This is a genomic window from Micromonospora sp. A3M-1-15 (genome assembly GCF_024213425.1).
GTDB lineage: Bacteria > Actinomycetota > Actinomycetes > Mycobacteriales > Micromonosporaceae > Micromonospora > Micromonospora chersina.
Map to the genome: position 1 here is coordinate 279,533 of NZ_JANAVK010000001.1, position 12,288 is coordinate 291,820.

At 73.4% G+C, this 12,288-nt stretch carries 9 protein-coding genes; 3 read left to right on the forward strand and 6 right to left on the reverse strand.

Translation table 11 applies throughout. The features are described from left to right. Positions 1–22: 22 nt before the first annotated feature. The 3 genes from NLX85_RS01375 to NLX85_RS01385 are packed head-to-tail and all read right to left on the reverse strand — an operon-like array spanning position 23 to position 2,951. The gene (locus tag NLX85_RS01375; protein ID WP_374628041.1) at positions 23–865 is read right to left on the reverse strand and encodes an ABC transporter ATP-binding protein; all 843 of its coding nucleotides are present in this window, start codon (positions 863–865) and stop codon (positions 23–25) included. After that, the gene (locus NLX85_RS01380) at positions 862–1,908 is read right to left on the reverse strand and encodes an iron chelate uptake ABC transporter family permease subunit (RefSeq protein WP_254331203.1); all 1,047 of its coding nucleotides are present in this window, start codon (positions 1,906–1,908) and stop codon (positions 862–864) included. The genes NLX85_RS01375 and NLX85_RS01380 overlap by 4 nt, the downstream gene beginning before the upstream one ends. Then, a complete protein-coding gene (locus NLX85_RS01385) occupies positions 1,905–2,951 on the reverse strand; it encodes an iron ABC transporter permease (protein WP_254331204.1) in 1,047 nt (348 codons plus the stop codon). The genes NLX85_RS01380 and NLX85_RS01385 overlap by 4 nt, the downstream gene beginning before the upstream one ends. A 122-nt stretch (positions 2,952–3,073) precedes the next feature. Between NLX85_RS01385 and NLX85_RS01390 the strand changes: the two genes are divergently transcribed. Both NLX85_RS01390 and NLX85_RS01395 read left to right on the forward strand, forming a co-directional pair. Then, positions 3,074–4,006 carry a MerR family transcriptional regulator gene (locus NLX85_RS01390; protein ID WP_254331205.1) on the forward strand — a complete coding sequence of 311 codons (933 nt, stop codon included), beginning with the start codon at positions 3,074–3,076 and terminating at the stop codon, positions 4,004–4,006. Positions 4,007–4,010: 4 nt separating this feature from the next. After that, complete coding sequence (locus tag NLX85_RS01395) at positions 4,011–4,370, forward strand: YciI family protein (protein ID WP_212837058.1); 360 nt, start codon at positions 4,011–4,013, stop codon at positions 4,368–4,370. Positions 4,371–4,380: 10 nt separating this feature from the next. On the opposite strand, the gene NLX85_RS01400 is transcribed toward NLX85_RS01395, so the two are convergent. Both NLX85_RS01400 and NLX85_RS01405 read right to left on the reverse strand, forming a co-directional pair. Then, positions 4,381–5,211 carry a phytanoyl-CoA dioxygenase family protein gene (locus NLX85_RS01400; RefSeq protein ID WP_254331206.1) on the reverse strand — a complete coding sequence of 277 codons (831 nt, stop codon included), beginning with the start codon at positions 5,209–5,211 and terminating at the stop codon, positions 4,381–4,383. Positions 5,212–5,299: 88 nt separating this feature from the next. Beyond that, positions 5,300–5,770, reverse strand: coding sequence for a cytidine deaminase (locus NLX85_RS01405; RefSeq protein ID WP_254331207.1), 471 nt, complete (start codon positions 5,768–5,770; stop codon positions 5,300–5,302). A gap of 192 nt (positions 5,771–5,962) precedes the next feature. Between NLX85_RS01405 and hrpA the strand changes: the two genes are divergently transcribed. After that, on the forward strand, positions 5,963–9,958 hold the full coding sequence (gene hrpA / locus NLX85_RS01410; RefSeq protein ID WP_254331208.1) for an ATP-dependent RNA helicase HrpA: 3,996 nt from the start codon (positions 5,963–5,965) through the stop codon (positions 9,956–9,958). An 83-nt stretch (positions 9,959–10,041) separates the two neighbouring features. Here hrpA and NLX85_RS33340 read toward each other — a convergent pair whose 3' ends face one another. Beyond that, a complete protein-coding gene (locus tag NLX85_RS33340; RefSeq protein ID WP_374628042.1) occupies positions 10,042–12,153 on the reverse strand; it encodes a multicopper oxidase domain-containing protein in 2,112 nt (703 codons plus the stop codon). Between the last annotated feature and the right edge of the window lie 135 nt (positions 12,154–12,288).

Sequence of the window (12,288 nt, forward strand, 5' to 3'; positions counted from 1 at the left end):
ACAGGTACGGGTCGACGCGCGGTCAGGCGTCGCCGACGGAGGCGCCGGCCGGGGCCGGCGTGGCGGCCGGAACGGCCGAGGTGTGGGTGAGGGCCGGCACCACGAGCGGGGCGCCGGTGACCGGGCAGGGCACGACCACGCAGTCGAGCCCGAAGACGTCGCGGACCAGGTCGACCGTGAGGATCTCGCGCGGCGGGCCGGCGGCGACCACCGCGCCGGCGCGCATGGCGACCAGGTGGTCGGCGTACCGGGCGGCCTGGTTGAGGTCGTGCAGCACGGCGACCACGGTCCGGCCGCGCTCGGCGCGCAGCCGGTGCAGCAGGTCCAGCACCTCCACCTGGTGGGCCAGGTCGAGGAACGTGGTCGGCTCGTCCAGGAGCAGCGCCTCGGTGTCCTGGGCCAGGGTCATGGCGATCCAGACCCGCTGCCGCTGCCCGCCGGACAGGGTGTCCACCGGCCGGTCGGCGAGCTCCGCCACGTCGGCCATGGCCAGGGCCGCCTCGACGGCGCGGCCGTCCTCCGCGGACCACTGCCGCCACCAGCGCTGGTAGGGCTGCCGCCCCCGGCCGACCAGGTCGGCCACGGTGATCCCCTCCGGCACCAGCGGGCTCTGCGGCAGCACGCCGAGCCGCCGGGCCACCTCGCGGGTGGGCAGGTCGCGGATCGCCGTGCCGTCGAGCAGCACCGCGCCGCGGCGCGGGGTGAGCAGCCGGGCCATGGTGCGCAGCAGCGTGGACTTGCCGCAGGCGTTCGGCCCGACGATCACCGTGAACGCGTCGGCGGGCAGGTCGAGATCCAGACCGTCCAGCACGGTCCGGGTCTCGTATCCGGCGACCAGGTCACGGGTGGACAGCATCGCGGTCACGACCGCCTCCCTCGGGTGCGCAGCAGCAGGAAGATCAGGTAGGGGCCGCCGATCGCCGCGGTGAGCACGCCGGCCGGGAGCTGGGTGGGCGCGAACAGCCGGCGGCCGGCCAGGTCGGCGAGCACCAGCAGCAGCGCTCCGAGCAGGGCCGAGCAGAGCAGCGGCGGCCGCTCCGCGCGGACCAGCCGCCGGGCCACCTGCGGGGCGACAAGCGCCACGAAGTCCACCGCGCCGACCTGGGCGGTGACCGTGGCGGCGGCCAGCACGCCGGTGGCGGCCAGGCCGATCCGCCGGGCCACCGGGCGCAGCCCGATCCCCCGGGCGGTGTCGTCGTCCAGGGCGGTGCTGCGCAGCGCCCAGGCGGCCCAGAGCAGCACGGGCAGCAGCACGGCGAGGGTGCCGGCGATCCAGGCCGCCTCAGCCCAGCCCTTGCCGGCCAGGGTGCCGATAAGCCAGAGCTGGGCGCGCAGCCCGTCGATCGGGTCGGCGGCCAGCATGACCACCTCGGTCAGCGCGCGGAGCGCGAACGCCACCGCCACACCGGCCAGCACGAAGCGCTGCGCGGCCAGGCCGTGCCGCGCACCGAGGGCGAAGACCAGGAGGGCCGCCACCAGGCCGCCGACCAGCGCGGCCGGCGCCACCAGGACCGCCGCGGCGCCACTGGTCAGGGCCACCGTGGCGGCCAGGCCGGCGCCCTGGGTGACGCCGATGACGTCGGGGCTGGCCAGCGGGTTGCGGGCGACGCTCTGGATCAGGGTGCCGGCCACCCCGAAGGCCGCCCCGGCCAGCGCCGCGAGCACCGCGCGGGGCAGCCGCAGGTCGAGCACCACGAGGTCGTACGGGGTGCCGGCGCCGGCGAGCGCCCGCAGCACGTCGACCGGCGCCACGTACGGCGTCCCGAGCGAGAGACTGACCACCACGGCACCGGCGAGCAGCACGAACAGCGTGACCGCGACCAGCACCGGCCGCCGACGCACCGGCACGCTGAGCGGCCCGACCCGCACGAGCGACCGTCCGGCCAGAGCGCCTGTCGACGTGCTCATGCCGTCACGACCTTGGCGCGGCGGACCAGGAGAGCCAGGAGGGGGGCGCCCAGCAGGGCGGTGATGATGCCGGCCGGGATCTCGCCGGGTGGGGCGACCAGCCGGCCCAGCACGTCGGCGCCGAGCACCAGGGCGGGGCCGAGCAGCGCGGCGACCAGCAGGGTCCACCGGTGGTCGGCTCCGACCAGGGCCCGGGCCAGGTGCGGCACGGCCAGCCCGACGAAGGCGATCGGCCCGGCGGCGGCCACCGCGGCGCCGGTGAGCAGCACCCCGCCCCCGCCGGCGGCGAGACGGACCAGGGCGATCCGGTGCCCGAGGCCGCGGGCGACGTCGTCGCCGAGGGCGAGCGCGTCCAGGCCGCGGGCGGCCAGGGCCGCGAGCGCGGTGCCGGCCAGCACGAACGGGAGCACCTGCCCGGCGACGCCGACGTCCCGGCCGGTGAGGCCGCCGACCACCCAGAACCGGTACTCCTCGAAGGTGCGGGCGTCGATGCTGAGCAGCGCGTACACGACGGCGCCGAGACCGGCGTCGAGGGCCGCGCCGACCAGCGCGAGGGTGACCGGGCTGGCGCCCTCGCGGGTGCGGTTGGCCACGGCGAAGACCAGCAGCCCGGCGAGCAGCGCGCCGGCGATGCCGAACCAGACGTACCCGGTGAGCGTGCTCACGCCGAAGACGGCGATGGCCAGCACCACGCCGAAGGACGCGCCGGCGCTGACCCCGAGGATGCGCGGCTCGGCGAGCGGGTTGCGGGTGACGGCCTGGAAGAGCACCCCGGCCAGGGCCAGCGCGAGCCCGACGACCAGCCCCAGGGCGGTACGCGGCAGCCGCAGCTCGCGGACGATTGTGGTGGCCTCGCTCCCGTCCGGGGCGACCAGGGCGTGCCACACCTGGTCGGCGGAGAGATGGCGGCTGCCGAGCGCCAGGCTGGCCAGCAGCGCGGCGAGGAGCAGGAGCGCCGCCGCCAGGGTGACCGCGAGGCGGCGGGGCACGCCGCGGCGGCGGGGGGCGTCGGCCCGGGCGGGCCGGACGGCGACGGTGGTCACGGGGTGTTCGCCTCTCGGATTAGGTACGCCTTACCTTAACTGAGCTGGTTAGGCTCGCCTAACTCGGCTTCGTCGATGCGCGGCTTGCGCCTCCACCAGGGGGAGGCGGCAGGGTGGGCGGCATGGACGGTGTGACGCGCTACTCGATCGGCGACCTGGCCCGGCGGACCGGGCTGCCGGTGAAGACCATCCGCTTCTGGTCCGACCGCGGGATCGTGCCGCCGACCGACCGCGGCCCGACCGGGCACCGCCGCTACGGCGCCGACGCCCTGGCCCGCCTGGAGCTGGTGCGGACGCTGCGCGAGCTGGGCGTCGACCTGCCCACGGTGCGCCGGGTGGTGGAGCGGGAGGTCGCCCTGCCCGACGTCGCCGCGGCGCACGCCGAGGCGCTGGCCACCCAGATCCGGGTGCTGCGGCTGCGCCGGGCCGTGCTGACTGTGATCGCGCGGCGTGGGTCCGACGCCGCCCGCGCCGAACTCCTGCACCGGCTGGCCGGGCTCGCCGAGGCGGAGCGGCGGCGGCTGGTCGACGAGTTCCTCGACGGCGCCTTCGCCGGCCTGACCGATCCGGCGTTCCCGGGGATCCGCCGCTCGCTCACTCCAGAGCTGCCCGAGGATCCCGCCGACGAGCAGGTCGAGGCGTGGGTGGAGCTGGCCGAGCTGGCCGTGGACCCGGAATTCCGGGCGGGCCTGCGCCGGCTGGCGGAGCAGCATGCCGCCGACCGGGCCGGCACGCCCGGGGTCCGGCGGGACGCCGTCGCGGTGGTGCGGGCGGAGGTCGCCCCGGCGCTGGCCGCCGGCGTCGACCCGACCGCACCCCACGCCGACCCGGTCGTCGCCGCGGCCACGAGCCGGTACGCGCGGCTCTGCGGCCGCCCGGACGACGCCGACCTGCGTCACCGGCTGCTGGACCGGCTGGAGTCCGCCAACGACCCGCGGCGGGAGCGGTACCTGCGCCTGCTCTCCGTGGTCAACGGCTGGCCGCCGCCGGAGAGCCTGACCCCGGTGCTCGACTGGTCGATCCGGGCGCTGCGGGCCCGGCAGCCCCTAACCTGAGGACATGCGATTCGACCAGCACACGGTGGTGCTCCTGGTCCGCCCGGACGACGCGCCCGACCTGCCGCAGGACGCCCTCGACCGGCTCCAGGACGCGCACCTGGCGCACCAGGCCGGGCTGGTGGAGCAGGGCGCCGTCCTCGCGGCCGGCCCGTTCCTCGGCGGCGACGACGAGCGGATCCGCGGCATCGCGGTGCTCTCGGTGGACCCGCAGATGGCCCGCGAGCTCTACGCCAACGACCCCGCCGTACGCGCCGGGCGGCTGGTGGCGCAGGTGCTGAGCTGGATGGTGCCGGAGGGCAACGTCCGCTTCGAGCAGGTGCCGGTGCCCCGCTCGATGCTGGAGGCCGCCACCGGCGACTGACCGGCCCGCCTCACTCCGCGCCCATCACCAGCCCCTCGATGGTGTGCTTCTGGCGGATCGGCACGAGGGAGTCGACCACCGGGCAGTGCAGGTGGGCCCGGACGAGGTCGGGCAGGGCCGCCCAGTAGTCCCGGGTCACCGCCATGTCGTGGTGGGCGGCGTTGCCCGCGCCGGGCGCGTCGACGCCGAGCACCAGCACGGGCCGGGCCAGGTCGCTGACGTTCGGGGTGCCCCGGTGGACGGTCAGCGCGGAGCGCGCCGAGATGTCGCCGCGCTTCGGGTACTTGCGCACGGCGCGGGCCTCGTAGCGGGGGTACCGGTCCTTCGGCGGGAACATCTCGTGGTCGAAGTCGCGGCCGTCGTCCCACTGGGTGCCCGGGGCGATCTCGAACGGTCCCATCTCCTCCACCGTGTCGACGGTGGTCAGGTTGAACGCCAGCGAGGTGAGCCGGCGCCGCAGGCGGGTCTCCTCCGGCATGGGGAAGTCCCGGTGCCACGGCTGCATCTTCGCGCCGGGGAACGGGATGTCGAAGCCCAGCTCGACGATCTCGTAGTCGGGACCGAGCACCGCGCGGCACACCGACACCACCCACGGGTGGGTGACCAGGTCGACGAAGCCGCGCAGCTGCTCGGGATGGATCTCGACGTACCACCGCTCCGGGCCGCGGCCGACGGCGCCGTCGGGCCGGGACCGGGCCTCCCGGAACGCCGCGTGGATGTCCTCGTCCACCCGTTCGACCCAGTCGACCCCGAAGGCGCCACGGCACGCGGTGATGCCGTCGCGGTAGAGGTCGCCGAGGGCCTCGACCGGGGTCTCTTCCGCAAGCACGTCCGATGTCATCGGGCCTCCTCGTCCGGCGGACGACCCGAGTATTACAACGTTGTAGAAGGCTCGCAAGAAGAGCCGGAACCACGTGCTGGGAAGGCCGTCAGTCCTCGGCGGCCTGACGGCTGCCCGGCACCACCGGCATGGGCCACACGCCGGTACGCGGCGGCCCGGCCGGGACCTCGACCTGGTGGTCCGACCAGACGTACGTCTCGGGCAGCAGGTCGCTCACCGGGACCGCGCGCAGCGCGTCCGGCGGCCCGACGATCACCCGGATCGACGGGAAGTAGTCGAGGAGCACCTGCCGGCACCGGCCGCAGGGCGGGATGACGCCCCGGCCCCGGTCCCCCACCGCCACGATGGTCTCCAGCTCGCCGGCCCCCTGGGTGGCGGCGGCGCCGACGGCCACCACCTCGGCGCACGGGCCGCCGGTGAAGTGGTAGACGTTCACGCCGGTGAAGACCCGGCCGTCGGTGGTCCGCGCGGCGGCGGCGACGGTGTGGTTCTCGCTGCGGCAGCGCAGCTTGGCGACGGCCGTCGCGGCCTGCACCAGCGCCCGGTCGGTGTCGCGCATGATCATCCCCCCGTCGTCGGCCTCGCCTCGGCGGAAACTCTAGCCGGGCCGCGGCCCCCCACCCGGGAGGGCGCGCGGGGGGTGGCCGCGGCCACCCGGCCCGGCGGCGGCCGCCCGGTAACCCGGGGGCGCTGCGCGCGCCCGGTAACCCGGGGGCGCTGCGCCGCGCGGCTGCCTATCCTTGGCGACGACATGCAGAATCCAGCCGCACCCGCCGTACCCGAGACCGTCCGCGACCTGCACCGCCGCCTCCCCGCCCTCATGTTCCGCGACCAGCGCCGGCTCCAGCGCCGGCTGGACGGGGCACGGAAGCTGCGCGACCCGCAGCGCCGGGAGTCGGCGCTGGCCGAGATCGCGACCGACGTGGCCCGGGCCGAGGCGCGGCTGGCCGCCCGGCGGGCCGCCGTGCCGACGGTCACCTATCCGGCGCAGCTTCCGGTCAGCGAGCGCAAGGACGACATCGCCGCCGCCATCCGCGACCACCAGGTGGTGATCGTGGCCGGCGAGACCGGGTCCGGCAAGACCACCCAGCTGCCCAAGATCTGCCTGGAGCTGGGCCGCGGCGTCACGGGGCTGATCGGCCACACCCAGCCCCGCCGGCTCGCCGCGCGGACGGTGGCGGACCGGATCGCCGAGGAGCTGGGCACCGAGCTGGGCGACGTGGTCGGCTACAAGGTGCGCTTCACCGACCAGGTGGGCGACAACAGCCTGGTCAAGCTGATGACCGACGGCATCCTGCTGGCCGAGTTGCAGACCGACCGGATGCTGCGCCAGTACGACACGCTGATCATCGACGAGGCGCACGAGCGCAGCCTCAACATCGACTTCATCCTCGGCTACCTCCGGCAGCTGCTGCCCCGCCGCCCCGACCTCAAGGTGGTCATCACCTCGGCGACCATCGAGACCGACCGGTTCGCGAAGCACTTCGCCGACGCCGAGGGCAACCCCGCGCCGGTCGTCGAGGTGTCCGGGCGGACCTACCCGGTGGAGGTGCGCTACCGGCCGCTGGTCGAGGTCACCGAGGCCGACGAGGAGGACGACGCCGACGAGGAGAACGTCCGGGACCAGATCCAGGCCATCGGCGACGCGGTCGAGGAACTGGCCGCCGAGGGGCCCGGCGACATCCTGGTCTTCCTCAGCGGCGAGCGCGAGATCCGGGACACCGCCGATGCGCTCGGCAAGCTGGTGCAGAAGAAGCGCTCGCTGCTCGGCACCGAGATCCTGCCGCTCTACGCCCGGCTCTCCACGGCCGAGCAGCACCGGGTCTTCGCCCCGCACGCCGGGCGCCGCGTGGTGCTCGCCACCAACGTCGCGGAGACCTCGCTGACCGTCCCCGGCATCAAGTACGTGGTGGACCCGGGCACGGCCCGGATCTCCCGCTACTCCAGCCGGCTCAAGGTGCAGCGGCTGCCCATCGAGCCGGTGTCGCAGGCGAGCGCCAACCAACGCAAGGGGCGCTGCGGGCGTACCTCGGACGGCATCTGCATCCGCCTCTACGACGAGCAGGACTTCGCCTCCCGGCCCGAGTTCACCGACCCGGAGATCCTGCGCACCAACCTGGCCTCGGTCATCCTCCAGATGACCTCGATCGGGCTGGGCGACATCGGCGCGTTCCCGTTCATCGACCCGCCGGACCGGCGCAACGTCACCGACGGCGTGAACCTGCTGCACGAGTTGGGCGCGCTGGACCCGGCCGAGACCGACCCGGCGAAGCGGCTCACCCCGCTCGGCCGGCGGCTGGCCCAGCTCCCGGTCGACCCGCGGCTGGCCCGGATGGTCCTGGAGGGCGAGCGCAACGGCTGCGCCACCGAGGTGGTGGTGATCGCCGCCGCGCTCTCCATCCAGGACCCGCGCGAGCGGCCCGCCGACAAGCAGGCCCAGGCCGACCAGGCGCACGCCCGGTTCGCCGACCGGGAGTCGGACTTCGTCGCGTACCTGAACCTGTGGCGTTACCTGCGCGAGCAGCAGCGGGAGCTGTCCTCCAGCGCGTTCCGGCGGATGTGCAAGGCCGAGTACCTGAACTACCTGCGGGTACGCGAGTGGCAGGACATCGTCAGCCAGCTCCGCCAGGTGCTGCGCACCTCGGACAAGGGTGAGGGCCGGCGCGGCGGCGGCGCGGACCTGCCGGAGGAGATCGACACCCCGAAGGTGCACCAGTCCCTGCTGCCCGGCCTGCTCTCCCACCTGGGGCTCAAGGACGCGCAGAAGCACGAGTACCTGGGCGCGCGCGGGGCCAAGTTCGCGATCTTCCCGGGTTCGGCGCTGTTCAAGAAGCCGCCGCGCTGGGTGATGGCCGCCGAGCTGGTGGAGACCTCCCGGCTCTGGGGCCGGGTGGCCGGCCGGGTCGAGCCCGAGTGGGTCGAGCCCCTCGCCCAGCACCTGGTCAAGCGCAGCTACAGCGAGCCGCACTGGGAGAAGAAGCAGGCAGCCGTGATGGCCTACGAGAAGGTCACCCTCTACGGCATCCCGATCGTCACCTCCCGCAAGGTCAATTTCGGCCGGATCGACCCGGCGTTGAGCCGCGAGCTGTTCATCCGGCACGCCCTGGTGGAGGGCGACTGGCAGACCCACCACCAGTTCTGGCGGGACAACCAGCGGCTGCTGACCGAGGTGGAGGAGCTGGAGAACCGGGCCCGGCGGCGGGACATCCTGGTCGACGACGAGACGATCTTCCACTTCTACGACCAGCGGATCCCTGCCGACGTGGTCTCCGGCCGGCACTTCGACACCTGGTGGAAGAAGACCCGCCGGGAGCAGCCTGAGCTGCTGACCTTCACCCGCGAGCTGCTGGTCAATTCCGGGCGCGGCGGCGTGGACGAGACCGACTACCCGGACGAGTGGCGGGCCGACGGGGTCGCCCTGCCGCTCACCTACACCTTCGACCCGGGCACCCCGACCGACGGCGTCACCGTGGACATCCCGCTGCCGCTGCTCAACCAGGTGCCCGCGGAGAGCTTCGACTGGCAGGTGCCCGGCCTGCGCGAGGAACTGGTGATCGCGCTGATCCGGTCGCTGCCGAAGGCGATCCGGCGCAACTTCGTGCCGGTGCCGGACTACGCCCGGGCCGCGCTCGCGCAGATGCCCGCCGGCGAGGAGCCGCTGCTCGACGCGCTCGCCCGGCAGCTGCGCCGGATGACCGGGGTGACCGTGCCGGCGGACGCCTGGGACGTGGGCAAGCTGCCGCCGCACCTGCGGGTCACCTTCCGGGTGCTCGGCGAGGACGACAAGCCGGTCGCCGAGGGCAAGGACCTGCCGGCCCTGCAACGCGAGCTGCGCCGGGAGGTGCGCCAGGTCGTCGCCGCCGCCGCACCCGACGTGGCCCGGACCGGGCTGACCGGGTGGGACATCGGCACCCTGCCGCGCACCATCGAGCAGGTCCGCGCGGGGTACGCGGTGACCGCGTACCCGGCCCTGGTCGACGAGGGCACGACCGTCGGGGTGAAGGTGTTCGACTCTCCGGGAGAGCAGGAGGCCGCGCACTGGGCCGGCACCCGGCGGCTGCTCCGGCTGACCGTGCCCTCCCCGGCGAAGTTCCTCCAGGGGCGGCTGAGCAACGAGGCCAAGCTGGCGCTGTCCCGCAACCCGCACGGCGGGGTGCCGGCGCTGATCGAGGACGCCGCGGGCGCGGCCATCGACAAGCTCATGGCGGACGCGGGCGGCCCCGCCTGGGACGCCGAGGGCTTCGCGGCGCTGCGCGACCGGGTCCGCGCCGACCTGGTCGACACCGTGGTCGAGGTGATGGGCCGGGTCCGGCAGGTGCTGGGGGCCGCGTACGCGGTCGAGCAGCGGCTCGGCGCCACCCGGAACCTGGCCGTGGTGGCCGCCCTGGCCGACATCCGCAACCAGCTCGGTGGCCTGGTGCACAAGGGCTTCATCACCGAGGCGGGCTACGCCCGCTTGCCCGACCTGCTGCGCTACCTGACCGCGATCGAGCGCCGGCTGGACCGGCTGCCCGGCAACCCGCAGCGGGACAAACAGCAGCAGGACCGGATCGCCGTGGTGCAGAAGGAGTACCAGGACCTGCTCGCCGCGCTGCCGCCGGCGAGGCGGCAGTCCACGGCCGCCCGGCAGATCCGCTGGATGATCGAGGAACTGCGGGTGAACGTCTTCGCCCAGGCGCTGGGCACCCCGTACCCGGTCTCCGAACAGCGCATCTACCGGGCGATGGACGACGCTGAGGGCCGCTGACGGGGCGGTCGACGGCCCTGGACCTGGCAGGGCGAGGCGGTTGGTGATCCGCCTCGCCCCGCCGGTGACCATGGACAGGAAGGTCAGCAGCGCTTCCGGGCGGTGGGCTGGCCGGGCTGTGGCGGGCCGATGCGGTAGGGCCGCATCATCTCGTTGTCCTCGTGCTCCACGATGTGGCAGTGCCAGACGAACTGGCCGGGGGTGTTGAACTGTGCCCTCACCCGCGTCACCTGCTCCGGGAGGGCAACAACCGTATCCTTGAAGCCCGTCTCCCACGACTGCGGAGGTTGCGGCGAACCCACGACCTCAACCGTCTGCGTGGCCGGGTCCACGGTGATGGCCTGGCGGTTCACCACCTCGAACTTCACCTCGTGGATGTGGATCGGGTGAGCGTCGGCGGTGGTGTTGTAGAGCTCCCACACCTCGGTGTCCCCGACGGCCGGGTTCTCGGTGACGGGGTCCGCCCACCCTCTCGCCGTCCAGACCAATGCGCCGGTGTTCGGTTCGGGGGCTACGGTGCCGAGAAGCACTTCCACCGGCCCCTCGACGGGATCGCCGTTCGCGTTGAATCCCGTGGCAGCCTGCTCGATGAGCGCCAGCCTCCGGGTGAACGTCTCCCCTGGCAGCGGGGTGATGCCCGGCAGCTGGAGGAACTGCGGCGGGGTCGAGGTGTCGCGGCCCATCCTGTGTACGACCCGGAACTGCATGATCTGGCCCGTCGTGGCCGGATCGGCAACGTTGGCGCTCGGGAAGGGCTCGTCGGGGCCGGCGTTGCGCAGCACGTAGCTCCCGACCGGCACGTTGGTGAAGTCGACGATGAGGTCGGCCCGCTCGGCAGGGCTCATCAGCAACTGGTTCCCGTTGGTCGCGGTGAGGTTCACCGGGGCGGCGAGGAAGCCACCTTCGTTGCCGATCGCCCACACCTCGACGCCGGGGATCTGGTTGAAGTCGAGAACGAGGAAGCGCGCGTCGCAGCCGTTGAGGGCCCGGAAGCGGTAGCGGCGCCGCTCAACCTCCAGGAACGGCCAGGTGTTGCCGTTGACCATGATCGTGTTGCCGAAGAACTCGGGGTTCCAGATCGGCGAGAACGGCCCGTCCGGGATGTAGGGGCGCACGATGCCGTCGAAGAGCGCGCGGCTGTCGGGATAGAACAGTGAGCCGTCGGCGTTGAACGACCGGTCCTGGATCCCGAGAGGGATCTCACGGTAGCGCCTGTTCGGCGGGTCGTTCTCCTGCGGCGCCGGCCCTGGCAGTGTCGCCCGGCGACCGGTGCGGCTGTCGCGCACCGCGTCGTCGCCGGCGGGGCCGCCGCGGATGAGGTAGAAGCCGGCGGGGCCGGCGTACACGTTGAGCCGGGTCATGCCCAGCGTGTGGTCGTGGTACCAGTTGGTCGAGGCGCGGTCGCGGTTGGGGTACTGGAAGATGGCGAGCCCGGGCCTCCAGGTCACACCGAACTTCGCCGCCGCCTTGCCCTTGAAGAAGTTGTACCAGGTGCCCTCGGTGGCGAAGCCGGCCGGGATGTCGTCCGCGTCGGGCAGGAACCACGCCTCGGCGTACCCGTCGCTCTCGTCGCCCACCCCGACCGCGCCGTGCACGTGGGTCACCAGAGGCACGGGACCGGTGTACGCCTCCGGCGTTGACGTGAACATGGGGCGGGAATCCCGGCCGGCCGCGCCACCTGGCGGGTTGGCCCAGTGCAGGGTCGGGTCGACCGGCAACAGGTGCGGCAGGAAGTTGCCGCACTGGTCGACCAACTCATTGATCCACTTGACCCGGACCGGTCGGTCGTACCTCGCCTCGATCGTCAGCGAGGGCGCGTGATGAAGGTCGGGACGCCTGCGTCCGTGCTTTTTCCCACCGCCGACGGGGCCGTATCCCCATACCGTGGTGGCCGGCAGTGTCGCCGGCAGGATCTGCTCCTGGAACTGGCGCACCGAGATCTCGTAGTAGTCGATCTCTTTGCCGCGTGAACAGATGACATCCGCCCGCGGCATCGCCGGCGGGATGAGCAGCGGTGTGACGAACTTCGGCACCGTGGTCGGATCGAGCGTGCCGCCAGGGATCTGGGCCAGCGCCTCGGTCCCACCACCCGGCAGGTAGGCGTAGAGGACCACACTTGCTCCCGCAACACCCGCTGACTTGATGAAGGTACGCCGGCTCAACGGCCTGAGCGGCGTGTCGACAAGATCCGTCACTTACTGCACCCCCGTGCCTATACGCCACGTGCCTGATGCACGCCGAAAGTCTGATACGAGATTATTATCCGACCCTGGCACGTATTAGGGCTGAACAGGAGCCTGCTGCCATAAACTTCCGAATGAGCCTCATTG